General features: G+C 72.4%; 17 protein-coding genes. 8 read left to right on the forward strand and 9 right to left on the reverse strand.

Translation table 11 applies throughout. The annotated features are described in order from the left end of the window. Positions 1 to 293, forward strand: a 293-nt coding sequence (locus ACFUJR_RS16415; RefSeq protein WP_383450481.1) for a hypothetical protein, incomplete at its 5' end; no start/stop codon positions are given. 96 nt (positions 294 to 389) lie between these two features. On the opposite strand, the gene ACFUJR_RS16420 is transcribed toward ACFUJR_RS16415, so the two are convergent. After that, complete coding sequence (locus tag ACFUJR_RS16420; protein ID WP_383169084.1) at positions 390 to 1,406, reverse strand: aldo/keto reductase; 1,017 nt, start codon at positions 1,404 to 1,406, stop codon at positions 390 to 392. Beyond that, on the reverse strand, positions 1,403 to 1,798 hold the full coding sequence (locus ACFUJR_RS16425) for a MerR family transcriptional regulator (protein ID WP_383169081.1): 396 nt from the start codon (positions 1,796 to 1,798) through the stop codon (positions 1,403 to 1,405). The genes ACFUJR_RS16420 and ACFUJR_RS16425 overlap by 4 nt, the downstream gene beginning before the upstream one ends. 52 nt (positions 1,799 to 1,850) lie before the next feature. Between ACFUJR_RS16425 and ACFUJR_RS16430 the strand changes: the two genes are divergently transcribed. Further along, entirely contained in the window at positions 1,851 to 2,672 is an 822-nt protein-coding gene (locus ACFUJR_RS16430) for a serine hydrolase domain-containing protein (RefSeq protein WP_383169078.1), read from the forward strand. Between the two features lie 60 nt (positions 2,673 to 2,732). On the opposite strand, the gene ACFUJR_RS16435 is transcribed toward ACFUJR_RS16430, so the two are convergent. The 5 genes from ACFUJR_RS16435 to ACFUJR_RS16455 form a co-directional block, all read right to left on the reverse strand. Continuing rightward, on the reverse strand, positions 2,733 to 3,476 hold the full coding sequence (locus ACFUJR_RS16435; RefSeq protein WP_383169074.1) for a hypothetical protein: 744 nt from the start codon (positions 3,474 to 3,476) through the stop codon (positions 2,733 to 2,735). Then, a complete protein-coding gene (locus ACFUJR_RS16440; protein WP_383169070.1) occupies positions 3,473 to 4,921 on the reverse strand; it encodes an ATP-binding protein in 1,449 nt (482 codons plus the stop codon). The genes ACFUJR_RS16435 and ACFUJR_RS16440 overlap by 4 nt, the downstream gene beginning before the upstream one ends. Then, positions 4,918 to 5,601 carry a response regulator gene (locus ACFUJR_RS16445; RefSeq protein WP_383169067.1) on the reverse strand — a complete coding sequence of 228 codons (684 nt, stop codon included), beginning with the start codon at positions 5,599 to 5,601 and terminating at the stop codon, positions 4,918 to 4,920. Before ACFUJR_RS16445 ends, ACFUJR_RS16440 begins: the two co-directional genes overlap by 4 nt. Before the next feature lie 145 nt (positions 5,602 to 5,746). Then, complete coding sequence (murJ, locus tag ACFUJR_RS16450) at positions 5,747 to 7,468, reverse strand: murein biosynthesis integral membrane protein MurJ (RefSeq protein WP_383169064.1); 1,722 nt, start codon at positions 7,466 to 7,468, stop codon at positions 5,747 to 5,749. Further along, entirely contained in the window at positions 7,465 to 8,637 is a 1,173-nt protein-coding gene (locus ACFUJR_RS16455; RefSeq protein ID WP_383169060.1) for a lipid II:glycine glycyltransferase FemX, read from the reverse strand. The genes murJ and ACFUJR_RS16455 overlap by 4 nt, the downstream gene beginning before the upstream one ends. Before the next feature lie 190 nt (positions 8,638 to 8,827). Between ACFUJR_RS16455 and ACFUJR_RS16460 the strand changes: the two genes are divergently transcribed. Beyond that, a complete protein-coding gene (locus ACFUJR_RS16460; protein WP_383169057.1) occupies positions 8,828 to 10,015 on the forward strand; it encodes an Ig-like domain-containing protein in 1,188 nt (395 codons plus the stop codon). Between the two features lie 42 nt (positions 10,016 to 10,057). On the opposite strand, the gene ACFUJR_RS16465 is transcribed toward ACFUJR_RS16460, so the two are convergent. Further along, positions 10,058 to 10,717 (reverse strand): pirin family protein, encoded by a 660-nt coding sequence (locus ACFUJR_RS16465; RefSeq protein WP_383169117.1) that lies wholly within the window; start codon positions 10,715 to 10,717, stop codon positions 10,058 to 10,060. A 120-nt stretch (positions 10,718 to 10,837) separates the two neighbouring features. Here ACFUJR_RS16465 and fasR point away from each other — a divergent pair, with 120 nt between their 5' ends. The 5 genes from fasR (at position 10,838) to fabF (ending at position 15,750) form a co-directional block, all read left to right on the forward strand. After that, the gene (fasR, locus tag ACFUJR_RS16470; protein WP_383169114.1) at positions 10,838 to 12,007 is read left to right on the forward strand and encodes a fatty acid biosynthesis transcriptional regulator FasR; all 1,170 of its coding nucleotides are present in this window, start codon (positions 10,838 to 10,840) and stop codon (positions 12,005 to 12,007) included. 89 nt (positions 12,008 to 12,096) lie between these two features. After that, entirely contained in the window at positions 12,097 to 13,014 is a 918-nt protein-coding gene (locus ACFUJR_RS16475; RefSeq protein WP_383169053.1) for an ACP S-malonyltransferase, read from the forward strand. Positions 13,015 to 13,031: 17 nt separating this feature from the next. Next, complete coding sequence (locus ACFUJR_RS16480; protein ID WP_383169050.1) at positions 13,032 to 14,102, forward strand: ketoacyl-ACP synthase III; 1,071 nt, start codon at positions 13,032 to 13,034, stop codon at positions 14,100 to 14,102. Positions 14,103 to 14,159: 57 nt separating this feature from the next. Then, positions 14,160 to 14,408, forward strand: a complete 249-nt coding sequence (locus ACFUJR_RS16485; RefSeq protein ID WP_352189292.1) for an acyl carrier protein — start codon at positions 14,160 to 14,162, stop codon at positions 14,406 to 14,408. 79 nt (positions 14,409 to 14,487) lie between these two features. Continuing rightward, positions 14,488 to 15,750 (forward strand): beta-ketoacyl-ACP synthase II, encoded by a 1,263-nt coding sequence (gene fabF, locus ACFUJR_RS16490; protein ID WP_383169047.1) that lies wholly within the window; start codon positions 14,488 to 14,490, stop codon positions 15,748 to 15,750. A 64-nt stretch (positions 15,751 to 15,814) separates the two neighbouring features. Here the strand turns inward: fabF and ACFUJR_RS16495 are convergent, their stop codons facing one another. Next, positions 15,815 to 16,309, reverse strand: coding sequence for a DUF3145 domain-containing protein (locus ACFUJR_RS16495; RefSeq protein WP_383169045.1), 495 nt, complete (start codon positions 16,307 to 16,309; stop codon positions 15,815 to 15,817). Positions 16,310 to 16,371: the final 62 nt, after the last annotated feature.

Genomic DNA, 16,371 nt, shown 5'->3' on the forward strand with positions numbered 1-16,371 from the left:
AGCCCGAGGCCCGGCGTGAGCCCGAGACCCGGCGTGAGCCCGAGACCCGGCGTGAGCCCGAGGCCCGGCGTGAGCCCGAGGCCCGGCGTGAGCCCGAGGCCCGGCGTGAGCCCGAGGCCCGGCGTGAGCCCGAGACCCGGCGTGAGCCCGAGACCCGGCGTGAGCCCGAGGCCCGGCGTGAGCCCGAGGCCCGGCGTGAGCCCCGACGGGCCGGCGGCCGGCGTGCTCGGCGTGAGTCACCCCGGGAAGCTCAGGAGCCTTCCGGGGCCGGGCGAAGGGCATGCGGCGGCTGAGCCGGCGAACCGGGCATCCCGGCCATCCGGTCGGCTCGGTACTCCCCGCCGCGCCGCCGTCGACCCGCTGCTCCCCCGCCGCGCCCCGTCGACCCGCTACTCCCTCGCCGCCGACGTCGAGCGCATGTCCGGGTAGCGGTCGCCCGCGACCTGGGAGGCGATCGGTTCCAGTTCCGCCAGTTCCGACGCCGTCAGCTTCAGGCGTGTCGCCGCCGCGTTCTCCTCCAGCCGGGTCCGCTTGCGGGTGCCCGGGATCGGCACCACCGTCAGGCGGTGGACCGAGGCGCGCTGCTGGACCCAGGCGAGGGCCACCTGCGCCGCCGTCGCGCCGTGGTCGGCCGCGATCTTGTGGACCGGAGCGAGCAGCGCGCTGTTCCGTACCGCGTTCTCGCCCGAGAAGCGCGGCTGGTGGGCACGGTAGTCGTCGCCCGACAGCTCCTTCGACGCGTCCGCGAACGCCCCGGTGAGAAAGCCCCGGCCCAGCGGGGAGTACGGCACGAACGTCACCCCGAGCTCCGCCGCCGCGCCCACCGCGCTGCGCTCCACGTCGCGCGAGAAGAGCGACCACTCCGACTGCAGGGCCGTGATCGGGTGCACCGCGTGCGCCTCGCGCAGCTCCGCCCCCGTCACCTCGCTGAGGCCCAGGTACCTGACCTTGCCCTCCTGTACGAGCTCCGCCATCGCTCCGACCGACTCCTCGAAGGGGACCTCCGGGTCGCGCCGGTGCATGTAGTAGAGGTCGATCGTCTCGATGCCGAGGCGGCGCAGGCTCCCCTCCACGGCCTGGCGGATGTACGCCGGGTCGTTGCGGACGGCCCGGTAGTGCGGATCGTCCGCGCGCCGCTCGATGGCGAACTTGGTGGCCAGCGTGACCTCGTCGCGGTGCCGGGCGAGGAACGGCGCCAGGAACTCCTCGTTGGCACCGCTGCCGTAGATGTCCGCGGTGTCGATGAAGGTGACGCCCGCCTCCAGCGCGGCGTCGAGGGTGTCGCGGGCGGCGGCCTCGTCCGTGTCGCCGTAGAACTCACTGATGCCCATGGCGCCGAAGCCCTGGACGCCGATCTCCGGCCCGTCCTGGCCGCCGAGCCGTACCGTGTCGATCCTGCTGGTCATGAGGTCGTGCCTCCGCAGATGGTTCCGTAGTGCCCGATCTTGATGTCGAGCACGGCGAGCGCGTCCTGGAGTTCGCCGATGCGGGCGAGGACGTCCCGGCGGGTGCTCTCCAGCAGCTCGCGCCGTTCGTCCCGGGTGTGATCGCCTTCCCGCACCAGTTCCGCGTACCGCACCATCCCGGCGACCGGCATCCCGGTCAGCCGGAGCTTGCCGACGAACGCCAGCCAGTCCAGATCGCGCTGGGAGAAGCGGCGCTGGCCGGTGTGCGAACGGTCGACGTGCGGCATCAGCCCGATCCGCTCGTACCAGCGCAGGGTGTGCGCGGACAGGCCGGTCAGGGCGGCCACCTCGCTGATGGTGAAGTGTGCGGCGCTGCTCTCGGTCACGCTCATGGCCACCACGCTAGAACCCTGGAGTGCACTCCAAGCAAGTAGGCTCGGCTCCATGTCCCTGCAGAGCCTGGCGTTGATCGAGAACTGGCCCGTCCCCACCGCGGCCACCGCCGTCGTCCGTGCGGACGGCACCCTGGCCGGGGCGCACGGCCCCACCGGACAGCGGTTCCCGCTCGCCTCCGTCACCAAGCCGCTCGCGGCGTACGCCGTCCTCGTCGCGTACGAGGAGGGGGCGATCGACCTCGACGAGCCAGCCGGGCCCGAGGGCGCGACGGTCCGGCATCTGCTGGCGCACACCTCGGGGCTCGCCTTCGACGAGCCGCGGGTCATGGCCGCACCGGGCACGCGCCGCCTCTACTCCAACACCGGCTTCGAGGTCCTCGGCGACCATGTCGCCAAGGCGACGGACATCCCGTTCGCCGACTACCTCCACCAGGCCGTCCTGGAGCCGCTGGGCATGACCTCGACGACGCTGGAGGGCTCGCCCGCCAAGGACGGCGTCTCGACGGTCGACGACCTGGTGCGGTTCGCGGCCGAGGTGCAGGCGCCCCGGCTGCTCGACGCGCGCACGGTGCTCGACGCGATGACGGTGTCGTACCCCGGTCTCACCGGCATCCTGCCGGGCTACGGCCATCAGCGGCCGAACGACTGGGGGCTCGGCTTCGAGATCCGGGACGGCAAGACGCCGCACTGGACGGGGGCCTCGTCCTCGCCACGGACGTTCGGGCACTTCGGGCAGTCGGGCACGTTCCTGTGGATCGACCCGGACGCGCGCGCCGCGTGCGTGGCGCTGACGGACCGGGCCTTCGGGGCGTGGGCGGTGGAGGCGTGGCCGCCGTTCACGGACGCGGTTCTCGCGGAGCTGCGCGGCTGAAGCCCCAGGCGGGGCGGGCGCCGTCCCGCCGGTGGATGCGCGCGGGGTGCGCGGGCTCCGTCAGGGAGTGCTCGTGCGGGTCGGGGACGGCTCCGGGCCCGCCGTGCCCGTCGGCCCCGGGGCGCGGCCGCCGCCGCCCGTGCCCAAGAGGTCGCTCGGGGTGGTGGACGGACCACCCTCCGTCGGGGCGTCCGTCTCCGGCGGGGCGCCCGTCCCCGAAGCGGCCGGGGCGACCTCGAACTCGTCGCAGCGCTCGGCGGGGCGCGCTCCGCCCGGCCCCGACAGGACGACCGCGATCCGTCCGTCGGTCTCCTCCGCGTAGGCGGCCGTGCACACCAGCTGACGGGCGGCAGCCCCGTCCAGGTCTCCCAGCGGGAAGTCGAGACTGACCCGCAGCCGGTGCTCCCCGTCCTCGTCGGTCTCCACGTTCACCAGGGGACCCCCCTTGCCGGTCGCCCACGCCGGTTCCGGGAGCCGGGTCGAGAGGCCCGCGGCGCGCTCCTCGGCGGTCGGACCGCGGAGCAGCGCGGAGAGCGCCGGGGGCGCTGCGACCCCGAGTCCCCGTGGATACGTGGCCACGACCTGCTCCTGCATCAGCTGGTGCGTGTCAAGCGCGCGGGCCGCCGGGGTCAGTCTGCCGTCCACGTCGACGAAGAACAGCAGCACCCGGCCGACCTCGCCGGGGGCGACGGCGATCGTCGCCGGCCCGCCGGCCTCCACGACGTCGCTCTGCCGGATGCCGCAGCCGGTGAGCGCGAGGGCGCCCGCCAGGAGGGCCGTACCCAGCCCGGTCCCGCGCCTCATCGCGGGATCCGCACGGTGAAGACGGCGCCGCCGTCGGGGTGGTTCGCAGCTGTGACGGTGCCACCGTGCAGCCGGACGTTCTCCAGGGTGATGGCGAGTCCGAGTCCGCTGCCCGCGGAACGGGTCCGGGCCTGGTCCGCCTTGAAGAAGCGGTCGAAGACGTGGGGCAGGACCTCGTCGGCGATGCCGGGCCCCCGGTCGGAGACCTCGGTGACCAGCCGGTCGCCGTCGGTGCGCAGGCTCACCGTCACCGGCGCCTCACCGTGCCGCAGGGCGTTGCCGACGAGGTTGGCGACGACGAGGTCGAAGCGGCGCGGGTCGAGCCGGACGCGTACTCCGTCGGGCAGCTCGGTCCGGACGAGTTCCGGGTCGGTCCAGCGGCGGTGCTGAAGGGTCTTGCGGACGCAGTCGGCCACGTCCACCTCGTCCACGTGGAGTTCGGCGGCGCGCGCGTCGAAGCGGGAGATCTCCATGAGGTCCTCCACGAGCACCGCGAGTTTGCCGGTCTCCGCGCTGATGAGCCGTACCGCCCGGGCCGTGTCGCTGTCGAGTGTGTCCGCGTCCTCGTCGAGGACCTCGGTCACGGCGAGCATCCCGGCAAGCGGAGTGCGCAGTTCGTGGGAGACGTCGGAGGCGAAGCGCCGGGCGCGTGCCTCGGCGTGCCGCAGCTCGACGACGGAGCGTTCGAGCGCGGCGGCCGACTCGTTGAACGTCCGTGCGAGGTCGGCGAGTTCGTCGCTTCCCTTGACCTGGATCCGGGCGTCCAGCTCGCCGCGCCCCATGGAGTCGGCCGCCCGTCGCAGCTCCCGTACCGGACGGAGCACGCTGCGGGCGGCCAGCAGGGCCGGGATCAGGGCGACGGCGAGCGCGGGCAGGGCGCCGTCGCGGGCGGCGAGGACCATGGCCTCGACGTTGGCCTCCTCGGCGTCGAGTTCCATGACCGCGTACAGCACGAGGCCGGTGCGGTGGACGGCCTTGGCCGGGGTGTGGGCCCGGAAGACGGCGGGGACGGCGACGGTCAGGTAGGGCCGGTCGTTCTTGATCACCCGCTGGAAGCTGCCGTGGGCGGAGGCCTTGGCGCGGGAGCGGAGTTCGGAGGTGATGACGGTGGAGGTGGGGCGGTCGGCGGACGAGACGCGGAGGGAGCCGTACTCGGCGTAGACCCGCCAGGGTCGCGGCTTGCCCTGACGGGCGATCCGCTGGAGGTCGAAGCGCAGCGAGTCCTTCTGGATCGGCAGCGTCACGTCGAGGACCTGGACGCTCTCGCGGAACGCGGAGACGGCGGTGTCCTGGGCCTGTTCGAGGACGGCGTTGCGCGCGGCGCGGTAGGTCAGGGCGGCGGTGGTGCCGCAGCCGACGGCGGCGACGAGGAGGAAGGCGAGGACGAGCCGGGTACGGAGCCCGAAGGGGCGGTGGCGGCGTCGCGGAGCGCGGCGCCCCTTCACAGCGGTCCGAAGCGGTAGCCGAAACCGCGGAGGGTCTGGATGTAGCGGGGAGCGCCGGCGGGGTCCTCGATCTTGGTGCGCAGCCGGCGGACGCAGGCGTCCACGAGGCGGGCGTCACCGTGGTAGCTGTGCTCCCAGACGTGTTCGAGAAGTTGCTGGCGGCTGAAGACCTGCTCGGGGTGGGCGGTCAGATGCAGCAGGAGCTTGAGTTCGGACGGGGCGAGGGCGATGCGCTCACCGGACTTGGCGACGGTGAGTCCGGCGCGGTCGATGGCCATCTCGCCGTGGAACTCGATGGCGGGGCGACCGGCGCCGGGCTCCTCGATACGGCGCAGGACGGCGCGTATGCGGGCTTCGATGACTTCGGTACGGGCCGGTTTGACGATGTAGTCGTCGGCTCCGGCCTCCAGGCCGACGACGATGTCGAAGTCGTCGCCGCGCGCGGTCAGCATGATGATCGGCAGCTGGCTGGTCTCCCGGATCCGGCGGCAGACCTGGACGCCGTTGACGCCGGGGAGCATCAGGTCGAGCAGGACGAGATCAGGCCGGAACTCCGCGAGCAGCGCGAGCCCCGCCTCTCCGGTCGCGGCGCCGCGGACGTCGTGCCCGCGTCGGCGCAGCCCGAGTTCGACCCCTTCGCGGACGGAGGGGTCGTCTTCTATCAGAAGAACGCGAGGCATATCGGCAGTATCCCAAAGTGAGAAGAGGGGCAGGTGGGCCGGTCGGAGTGGTGGTCGCTCACGGCGGGTGGGCCGGTCGGAGTGGTGGCCGCTCGGAGCAGGTGAGCCGGTCGGAGCGGTGGTCGCTCGCGGCGGGTGCGGCGGGTCAGGTGCGGCGGGTCAGGCCGCTCAGGCGGTGTCCGACGCCCGCCGACACGGCCTGTACCTCCGTGAGCCGGAGCGGCCGGGCGAGCAGGACGAAGACGGCGAGGACGGTGAGGCACCCCGCCGCCCCGGAGGCGAGCGCGCCGGCCGGAGCGGTCGTGTCGGCGACGAGCAGCCCGAACCCGGCCGCGGGCGCGGCGGCCACGAGCAGTCGGGCGAGCGCGGAGGCAGAACCGGAAGAGCCGACACCGGACATGGACTCTGCCCCGGACCCGGACCCGGCCCCGCCCGTCGCACCGGACACGGACGTGTCGGGCCGAGGCAGGCTCAGGCGGCTCAGGCGGCGTCGGAGCGCGTACGCCGTCAGGGCCCAGCCCGACCACAGCGCGAGCGAGTAGCCGGCCGCCATGCCCGCCACCGCCCAGGTCGGCGGAAGGAGCGCGTACGCGGTCAGGGACAGGCCCGCGTTGACCGCCGCGATCACCAGGTTGAGGAGGAAGGGGGTCCTGGTGTCCCGCAGCGCGTAGAAGGCGCGGGTGCAGACGTACTGGCCCGAGAAGGCGATCAGTCCCGGCGCGAACGCCATCAGGATCCAGGCCATCGCCCGGATGTCGTCCGCGTCGGTCCTTCCGTACTGGAAGACCAGTCCCATCAGCGGCACCGCGAGGGCGAACAGCGCGCAGGCCGCCGGGACGACGGCCGCGGTGCTCGTGCGGAGTCCGTACGAGACGTCCCGCCGCACCCCCGCCAGGTCGCCGTCCGCCGCCGCCCCGCTCATCCGCGGCAGCAGCGCCGTCACCAGCGAGACGGTGACGATGCCGTGCGGTACCGCCCACAGCAGATAGGCGTTGTTGTACGCGGCGAAGCCGAAGCCCCCGCCCGCGCCCAGCTCCTCCGCCCTCGTGCCCGCCGCCGTCGCCAGCTTCGTCGTCACCCAGTACGCGGCCTGGTTGGTGAGGACCAACAGCACCAGCCATCCCGCCGACCGCAGGGGCGCCGTCAGCCCGCTGCCCCGCAGGTCGAAGCGCGGACGCCAGCGGAATCCGGCCGACCGCAGTGACGGCACCAGTGCCAGCGCCTGCAGCGCGATGCCCGCCGTCGTGCCCCAGCCGAGCAGCGCGGTCTCCCCCGCCGTCAGGCCGCCGCCCGCCGCGGTCGCCAGGTAGAGCGCGAACACCCCGATGACGACGAGGTTGTTGAGGACGGGCGTCCACATCATCGCGCCGAACCGGCCCCGGGCGTTCAGGACCTGCCCGAGCAGGGTGAAGAGCCCGAGGAAGAAGATCTGCGGCAGGCAGTAGCGGGCGAAGGCGACCGTCATGGACTCCCGCGCGCCGCTGTAGTCGGTGTACGCGTCGATGATCGCGGGCGCCGCGAGCACAGCGCCGGCCGTCAGCGCGAGCAGCGCGCCGACGCAGACCGTGAGGAGGCGGTCGGTGTAGGCGACGCCACCGTCCTCGTGCTCCTTGGCCGCCTTGACCAGCTCGGGCACGAAGACCGCGTTGAGGGCCCCGCCGACGAGCAGCATGTAGACGATGGTGGGGATGGAGTTGGCGACCGCGTAACCGTCGGCGATCCCCCCGACGCCCAGCGCCGCGGCGACGACCGCGGACCGTACGAAGCCGCTGGCGCGCGAGACCAGCGACCCGGCGGCCATCAGCGCGCCGCTGCGCAGTACGGAGGGCGCGCGCCGCGCCGGCGCCTCCGCCACGGTCGCCGTCATCGACGGGCCAGGTAGGCCTGGAAGGCCCGGTACAGCGTGTGGTTGGTCGTGCCGTCCAACGGTTTCTCCCACTCCCCCAGCGTCTCGACGGCCTGACCGCCCGTGCCGAGCTTCCAGCGCAGCAGACCGTGGGCGCGGTCGTCCGGATCAAGGGTGGAGGGTATCCCGCGCATGTCGTACACGTCCGCGCCGAGCGCGTGGGCGTCGGTCAGCATCCGCCACTGCAGGGCGTTGGAGGGACGGACCTCGCGGCGGTGGTCGGCGGACGCGCCGGTCTGGTACCAGACCCGCCTGCCCACCGTGATCATGGTGTGGGCGGCGAGCGTCTCGCCCTCGTGGCGGGCGAGGTAGAGCTTCATCCGGCCCGGTTCCTCGGCGTTGAGGACCGCGTACTGGCGTTCGTAGTACGCGAGGGAGCGGCCGAGCCGGAAGCCGTCGCGCTCCTCGGTGATCCGCAGGAGCCGGAAGAACTCGGGCAGGTCGGCCGCCGATCCGACGACGATCTCGACACCCGACGTGCGGGCCTTGCGGACGTTGCGCCGCCACTCCTGGTTGAGGCCCTTCCACAGGTCGTCGGTGCTGCGGCCGGCGAGGGGGACCTGGTAGACGTGGCGAGGCTGGGCGTCGGCGCCGTCGGAGGCGCTGGTCGAGTCGCCTCCGCAGCGGCGCCAGCCACGGGAGCGGAGCCTCTCGGCGACGGCGGTGCCGAGCGGGTCGACCTCGTCGGCGAGGACGTCGGCGAGGCGCCGGCCCGGCCCGGCGTTCGCCTTGAGGGTGGCGGCGTTCCAGCGGCGGAAGGCGGGCGAGGGTCCGACGCGTACGGCGAAGGCACCGGAGGCGCGCAGGTGCCGGAGCAGCGGGGTGAGCCAGCCGTCGATGTCGGGGTCGGACCAGTCGGCGACGGGCCCTTCGGGGAGGTAGGCGAAGTACTTGCGGGTGCCGGGGAAGGCACGCAGCAGGACGAGGGCGACGCCGGTGAGCCCGCCGTTCTCGGGCCCCCAGCCGAGGAGCTGATGGGTCCAGCCGTCCTTCACCCCGGCCCAGGAGGGGAGCTGGAGAAAGCCGGCGCCGGCCCCGCTGCGGGCGAGGTGGGCGCGGTACTCCTCCGAGGTGAGGGGCTGCACGCGGGTGGCGTGCCGGGGTGCGGCCGTCACGAGCAGAGCTGACACAACGGGAGCCTCCTTGTTCCGCCCCTCGGTCGTGGGGCGCACAGGATGCTCACAGCCGTCCTTGACCGTGCCGCGCGTCGTGTGTGACCGGACGATGACCGTTCCTCACCAGCCCTTGTCACACGGCGTCGGAGGTGCTCGGCGCGGCCTACAGTCCGGGCATCCCACACGTTTTCCGGAGGCTTCCGTGATGTCCGTACGCACCCGGGCCCGCGCCCGAATACGCCCCGCGCTGGCGGCCCTCGCCCTCTGCGGCTCTCTCGCCGCGTGTTCGTCGGGGGCGGTGGGCGCGCCCCGTGACGAGGGAAGCGCGGAGTCCATGGAGGCGCCGGCGAAGGTGACCGTCGCGAGCCCCGCGGCGGGACGGACCGTCACGGTCTCCGCGACGGGCGGCAAGCTGACGGAGGTGAAGGTCGTCGACGCGGACGGCGCGGCGCTGACGGGCCGTACCGGGGCGGGCGGGACGTCCTGGGTCTCGGACCGGAAGGCGGTACCGGGCACCTCGTACCGGGTGGAGGCGACGACCCGTACGGCCGGCGGGAAGGAGGCGACGACCCGCTCCACGTTCGCGACGGCGAAGGCGTCACAGGTCAACAAGCTGACGCTGGCGCCGGGGAAGAACACGACGGTCGGGGTGGGGCAGCCGCTGTCGATCGTCTTCGACCGGCCGGTGTCCCAGAAGGCCGAGGTGGAGAAGCAGCTCAAGGTCACCACCTCGAACGGCACGGTCGGGTCGTGGGGCTGGCTGAAGGACTACTCGGGCAGGGACCGGGTGGACTGGCGGCCGAAGGAGTACTGGAAGCCGGGCACGAAGATCACGCTCGACGCGACGCTGAACGGCACGGACTCGGGCGGGGGCTGGTTCGTACGGGACTACCGGACGGGATTCACGGTCGGCGGCGCGGCGCAGGTGGTGAAGGTCGACCTGGACCGCAAGAAGCTCGTGCTGGAGCGGGACGGACGCGCGGTGCGCACGATCCCCGTGTCGGGCGGGACGCCGGGCGGTGACAAGCGGTCGTGGCGGGGTACGGCGGTGCTGATGGCGAAGGAGGGCACGATCAACATGAACTCGGAGACGGTCGGGCTCGGCGACGCCTACGACAAGATGGTCGACTACTCGATGCGCCTGACCTGGTCGGGGATGTACGCGCACGCGGCGCCGTGGAACGCCGCGCACTTCGGGCGCGCCAACAGGAGCTCGGGCTGCATCGGCATGAGCGACGCCGACGCGGCGTGGTTCTACGGGCAGGTCCGTGCGGGCGACCCCTTCGAGATCCGCGGCGCGGACACGAAGGGCACGGTCGCGGAGGGCAACGGCTACGGGGCGTGGAACCTGAGCTGGGAGCAGTGGCAGGCGAAGAGCGCGGTGGGCCGCTGACGCCGTGCGAGAGGTGCCGCCGCCTCGCCGCGGCGGCGCCGCTCAGACGCGGCGCATCTCCCAGAGGAGCACCTCCGCGTCGGCGGTGGCCAGGAGGGCGAGGGCACGCGCGTCGGTGACGCGGGCCGCGTCGCCGGGGGCGAGTTCCTCGCCGTCCAGGCGGACCGTGCCCCGCACCACATGGGCGTAGACGAAGTCCGCGTCCGGGACCGCCGTGCGCTCGCCCGCGTCCAGACGGCGGACGTGGAGCATCGCGGCCGCCTCCGGCAGGGCGTACGGCGTCGAGTCGGCGATGCCGCGGACGATCTCGTACGCGGGGTCGCCCCCCGCCTCCGTCGGGGCGAGCCACATCTGGACGAAGACCAGGGGCACGTCGGCGTCGTTGCGCTCCTCGTGCCGTACGCCGCCCGCGGAGCTGAGCCGCTGGACGTCTCCGGGCCGGACGACCGTGCTGTGCCCGGCAGCCGTGTCGTGGTGGGTCAGTTCGCCCTCCACCACCCAGGTGACGATCTCGGTGTGGCTGTGCGGATGCTCGTCGAACCCGGCGCCGGGCGCGAGCCGTTCCTCGTTGCAGGCGAGGATCGCGCCGAAGCGGACGTTGTCGGGGTCGTAGTGAGCGCCGAAGGAGAGGGCGTGGCGGGTCTCGATCCCGGCCTCCGGATCACCCCCGGGGTAGCGGTCACCGGCACGCTGGATACGAATCACGGAGCCACGGTATCCCCGGCCCGCGCCGGTCCCGGCGTCCGCGCGGAGGGAACGCCCACGGCACCCCGGCCACATGTCCGTGGCCCGATGAGGCACCCTTAGTCCGTGTCTGAACCGATGAACGCCTCCCATCCGCACTCCGCGACCCTGAAGCGCCTCGAACAGGCCTCCGGGCGGCTGGCCGCCAACGCCATCGCCCGCATGGACGAGACGCTGCCGTGGTACCGGGCGATGCCGCCCGAGAACCGGTCGTGGATCGGTCTGGTCGCCCAGGCCGGTATCGCCGCGTTCACCGAGTGGTTCCGGCACCCGGAGGCACCGCAGGCCATCTCCACCGACGTCTTCGGTACCGCACCCCGCGAGCTGACCCGCGCCATCACGCTGCGGCAGACCGTCGAGATGGTGCGCACCACCATCGAGGTCATGGAGGCGGCGATCGAGGAGGTCGCCGCCCCCGGCGACGAGTCGATCCTCCGCGAGGCGCTCCTCGTCTACGCCCGGGAGATCGCCTTCGCGACCGCCCAGGTCTACGCCCAGGCCGCCGAGGCCCGCGGCGCCTGGGACGCGCGTCTCGAGTCGCTCGTCGTCAACGCGGTCCTCTCCGGGGAGGCCGACGAGGGCGCCGTCTCCCGGGCCGCCGCCCTCGGCTGGAACTCCCCCGAGCACGTCTGCGTCGTCCTCGGCACCGCCCCCGACGGCGACAGCGAGCTGACCGTGGAGGCCATCCGCCGCGCCGCCCGGCACGCCAAGCTCCAGGTCCTCACCGGTGTTCTCGGCAACCGGCTCGTCGTCATCGCCGGCGGCAACGACAACCCGCTCGCCGTGGCGAAGGCCCTGATCGGACCGTATGCCGCCGGGCCGGTCGTCGCGGGCCCCGTCGTCCCCGACCTGCTCGCCGCGACCCGGTCCGCGCAGGCCGCCGCCGCCGGACTCAAGGCGTGTTCGGCCTGGCAGGACGCCCCACGGCCGGTCCTCGCGGACGATCTGCTGCCGGAGCGCGCGATCGCCTCCGACCCTTCGGCCCGTGAGCAGCTGGTGGAGGAGATCTACAGACCGCTGGAGGAAGCGGGCTCGGCGCTGCTGGAAACACTGAGTGTCTATCTGGAACAGGCGAGCAGCCTCGAAGGCGCGGCGCGCATGCTCTTCGTCCACCCCAACACCGTGCGCTACCGGCTTCGACGTGTGACAGACGTCACCGGATGGTCACCCTCCGATGTGCGTTCCGCGTTTACGCTGCGAATCGCGCTCATTCTCGGGCGCTTGGCCGACGACGATTCACAGCCCTAGACTTTTGTCGAAAACCAACAATTCCCCCGACGGTTCTTCGTCCTAGTCCCCACGGGCGCGTGGAGCCGTCCCCAAGAGAGAGTGTGAGGGTGCTCGTACTCGTCGCTCCCGGCCAAGGCGCCCAGACGCCCGGCTTTCTGACTCCCTGGCTCGAACTCCCCGGTGCCGCCGACCGCTTGGCGGCCTGGTCCGAGGTCATCGGGCTCGATCTCGTCCACTACGGCACGAACGCGGACGCGGACGAGATCCGCGACACCGCCGTGGCCCAGCCCCTGCTCGTCGCCGCCGGCCTGCTCTCGGCCGCGGCGCTCGGCGAGGTGAGCCCCGGGGCCGTCGCGGGCCACAGCGTCGGTGAGATCACCGCCGCCGCGTTCGCCGGCGTCCTCGACGACACCGCCGCCCTGCGTCTCGTACGGGCGCGTGGTCTGGCGATGGCCGAGGCCGCCGCGATCACCGAGACCGGTATGTCCGCGCTGCTGGGCGGCGAACCCGATGTGACGGTTCAGCACCTGGAGAAGCTCGGTCTGACCCCGGCCAACGTCAACGGCGCCGGCCAGATCGTGGCCGCCGGCACCCTGGAGCAGCTGGCCGCTCTGGAGGCGGACAAGCCCGAGGGTGTACGCCGGGTCGTTCCGCTGAAGGTGGCCGGCGCGTTCCACACGCACCACATGGCACCGGCGGTGGCGAAGCTGGAGACGGCCGCGAAGGATCTGGCGGTCGCCGCCCCGCGCGTGCGCTACGTCTCGAACAAGGACGGCCAGGTCGTCACCGAGGGCGCGGACGTCATCGCGCGCCTCGTCGGCCAGGTCGCCAACCCGGTCCGCTGGGACCTGTGCATGGACACCTTCAAGGCCCTGGGCGCGACGGCCCTGATCGAGGTGTGTCCCGGCGGCACGCTGACCGGTCTGGCCAAGCGCGCGCTTCCGGGCGTGGCGACCGTCGCCCTGAAGACCCCCGACGACCTCGACGCGGCCCGCACGCTCGTCGCCGAGCACACTGCAGCCTGAGTAAGGAGCCGTAGAGCATGTCGAAGATCAAGCCCAGCAAGGGCGCCCCGTACGCGCGGATCCTGGGTGTCGGCGGCTACCGCCCCACCCGGGTCGTGCCGAACGAGGTGATCCTCGAGAAGATCGACTCGTCCGACGAGTGGATCCGCTCGCGCTCCGGCATCGCCACCCGCCACTGGGCCTCCCCGGAGGAGACCGTGACCGCCATGTCGGTCGAGGCCTCCGGGAAGGCCATCGCCGACGCCGGGATCACCCCGGAGCAGATCGGCGCCGTGATCGTCTCCACGGTCTCGCACTTCAAGCAGACCCCGGCCGTCGCCACCGAGATCGCCGACAAGATCGGCTCCGGCAAGCCGGCCGCGTTCGACATCTCCGCCGGCTGCGCGGGCTTCGGCTACGGCCTGACGCTCGCCAAGGGCATGATCGTCGAGGGCTCGGCCGAGTACGTGCTGGTGATCGGCGTCGAGCGGCTGAGCGACCTGACCGACCTGGAGGACCGCGCGACGGCCTTCCTGTTCGGTGACGGCGCCGGCGCGGTCGTGGTCGGCCCCTCCGACGTGCCGCACATCGGACCCACCGTGTGGGGTTCGGAGGGCGACAAGTCCGAGACGATCAAGCAGACCGTGCCGTGGAACGAGTTCCTCCCCCACGCTCTGGACTTCGCTCGAGCAGGGGGGACCCCCACCGGCGACGTCTCGAAGCTCCCCCTCAACGAGCAGGGCGAGATCAAGTTCCCCGCCATCACGCAGGAAGGCCAGGCGGTCTTCCGCTGGGCCGTCTTCGAGATGGCGAAGGTCGCCCAGCAGGCGCTGGACGCCGCCGGAATCTCGGCGGACGACCTTGACGTCTTCATCCCGCACCAGGCCAACATGCGGATCATCGACTCGATGGTGAAGACGCTGAAGCTGCCGGAGCACGTCACGGTCGCGCGTGACGTCGAGACCACCGGCAACACCTCGGCCGCCTCGATCCCGCTCGCGATGGAGCGGCTCCTGGCGACCGGAAAGGCGAAGAGCGGCGACACGGCGCTCATCATCGGCTTCGGGGCGGGTCTCGTCTTCGCCGCGACGGTCGTTACTCTCCCCTAGGCACTCCGGACCTTCCGGAAGCCCTTTTCCACAGCACATCACAGAAGGAGCGCCACCATGGCCGCCACCCAGGAAGAGATCGTCGCCGGTCTCGCCGACATCGTCAACGAGATCGCCGGCATCCCGGTCGAGGACGTCCAGCTGGACAAGTCCTTCACCGACGACCTGGACGTCGACTCGCTGTCCATGGTCGAGGTCGTCGTCGCCGCCGAAGAGCGCTTCGACGTCAAGATCCCGGACGAGGACGTCAAGAACCTCAAGACGGTCGGCGACGCTGCCGACTACATCCTGAAGCACCAGGCCTGATTCGGCCTCTGCTGACTCGGTCCGCCACCCGGCGGTGGCGCCGTATTTCGACCAACACACACGTGGAGAAAGAATTCCTGTGAGCTCGACCAATCGCACCGTGGTCGTCACCGGTCTCGGCGCAACCACACCGCTGGGTGGCGACTCCGCATCGACCTGGGAAGGTCTGATGGCGGGACGCTCCGGCGTCAGGCCCCTCGAGGGCGAACGATTCGCCGAACTGCCCGTCCAGATCGCGGCGCTCGCCGCGGTCGACCCGGGTGACGTTCTGCCCCGCCCGCTGGCCCGCAAGCTGGACCGTTCGGCGCAGTTCGCGCTGATCGCGGCCCGTGAGGCGTGGGCCGACGCGGGCTACACCGCCCCGGCCGGTGAGGACGAGAGCATCGCGCCCGAGCGGCTCGGCTCCGTCATCGCCTCCGGTATCGGCGGTGTCACGACTCTGCTCGACCAGTACGACGTGCTGAAGGACAAGGGCGTACGCCGCGTGTCCCCGCACACCGTGCCGATGCTGATGCCGAACAGCCCCTCCGCCAACGTCGGTCTGGAGGTGAACGCCCGGGCGGGCGTGCACACCCCGGTCTCGGCGTGTGCGTCGGGTGCGGAGGCGATCGGTTACGCCGTCGAGATGATCCGTACCGGCCGGGCCGACGTGGTCGTGGCCGGCGGCACGGAGGCGGCGATCCACCCGCTGCCGATCGCGGCCTTCGCCAACATGATGGCGATGTCCAAGAACAACGACGAGCCGACGAAGGCCTCGCGTCCGTACGACATGGGCCGTGACGGCTTCGTGCTCGGCGAGGGCGCGGGCGTGGTGATCCTCGAGTCCGAGGAGCACGCGAAGGCCCGTGGCGCGCGGATCTACTGCGAGGTGCTGGGGCAGGGCCTGTCGGCCGACAGCCACCACATCGCGCAGCCCGAGCCGACCGGCCGGGGCATCGCCGCGGCGATGCAGAACCTGCTGGACTCGACGGACCTGAAGCCGTCGGAGGTCGTCCACCTCAACGCGCACGCGACGTCGACGCCGCAGGGTGACGTGGCGGAGATCAAGGCGCTGCGCAAGGTGCTGGGCGACGACCTGGACCATGTCGCGATCTCGGCGACGAAGTCGATGACGGGTCACCTGCTGGGCGGCGCGGGCGGCATCGAGACCGTCGCGACGGTCCTGGCGCTGCACCACCGCGTGGCCCCGCCGACGATCAACGTCGACGAGCTGGACCCGGCGGTCGACGCGGACATCGTCCGCGACGAGCCCCGCGAGCTCCCGCAGGGCACGATCGCCGCGATCAACAACTCTTTCGGCTTCGGCGGCCACAACGTGGTCCTCGCCTTCCGCACGGTCTGACCCACCCGCACACCCGAGGCCCACCCCACGACCGGGGTGGGCCTTCGGTGCTTCCGGGGTGGGGTCAGACGACCTGGTGGAGCCAGCGGACCGGGGCTCCCTCGCCGGCGTAGCGGAAGGGTTCCAGTTCGTCGTCCCAGGGCTTGCCCAGGAGCTTGGCGATCTCCGACTCCAGCTCCGTCTCCCCGCGCACCGAGCGGGCCAGTGCGGCCCGCAGGCGGTCCTCCGGGATCAGGATGTCGCCGTGCATGCCGGTGACGGCGTGGAAGATGCCCAGCTCGGGCGTGGCGCTGTAGCGCTCGCCCTCGGCCGTCGGGCAGGGTTCGGCAGTGACCTCGAACCGGAGCATCTGCCAGCCGCGCAGCGCGGAGGCGAGCTTGGAGGCGGTGCCGGTCTGGCCCTGCCAGGAGAACTCGGCTCTCCAGGTGCCGGGGGACGCCGGCTGGCGGATCCAGTCGAGCTGGACCCTCGCACCGAGGACACCCGCCACCGCCCATTCGACGTGCGGGCACAGCGCGCGCGGTGCGGAGTGTACGTACAGGACTCCACGTGTCGTCACCGGGACCTCCAGTGTGGGACGAGGTTCGCCTTTCCCAGCGGCCTCAGTAAACAGCATCGGGA

This window comes from Streptomyces sp. NPDC057271 (assembly GCF_042668715.1).
Taxonomy (GTDB): Bacteria; Actinomycetota; Actinomycetes; order Streptomycetales; family Streptomycetaceae; genus Streptomyces.

Coding starts and splice junctions, on each gene's coding strand:
- fasR (WP_383169114.1), top strand. CDS start 10,838: ATGAACGCCTCCCATCCGCACTCCGCGACCCTGAAGCGCCTCGAACAG.
- ACFUJR_RS16485 (WP_352189292.1), top strand. CDS start 14,160: ATGGCCGCCACCCAGGAAGAGATCGTCGCCGGTCTCGCCGACATCGTC.
- ACFUJR_RS16460 (WP_383169057.1), top strand. CDS start 8,828: ATGTCCGTACGCACCCGGGCCCGCGCCCGAATACGCCCCGCGCTGGCG.
- ACFUJR_RS16425 (WP_383169081.1), bottom strand. CDS start 1,798: ATGAGCGTGACCGAGAGCAGCGCCGCACACTTCACCATCAGCGAGGTG.
- ACFUJR_RS16430 (WP_383169078.1), top strand. CDS start 1,851: ATGTCCCTGCAGAGCCTGGCGTTGATCGAGAACTGGCCCGTCCCCACC.
- ACFUJR_RS16480 (WP_383169050.1), top strand. CDS start 13,032: ATGTCGAAGATCAAGCCCAGCAAGGGCGCCCCGTACGCGCGGATCCTG.
- murJ (WP_383169064.1), bottom strand. CDS start 7,468: ATGACGGCGACCGTGGCGGAGGCGCCGGCGCGGCGCGCGCCCTCCGTA.
- ACFUJR_RS16420 (WP_383169084.1), bottom strand. CDS start 1,406: ATGACCAGCAGGATCGACACGGTACGGCTCGGCGGCCAGGACGGGCCG.
- ACFUJR_RS16435 (WP_383169074.1), bottom strand. CDS start 3,476: ATGAGGCGCGGGACCGGGCTGGGTACGGCCCTCCTGGCGGGCGCCCTC.
- ACFUJR_RS16445 (WP_383169067.1), bottom strand. CDS start 5,601: ATGCCTCGCGTTCTTCTGATAGAAGACGACCCCTCCGTCCGCGAAGGG.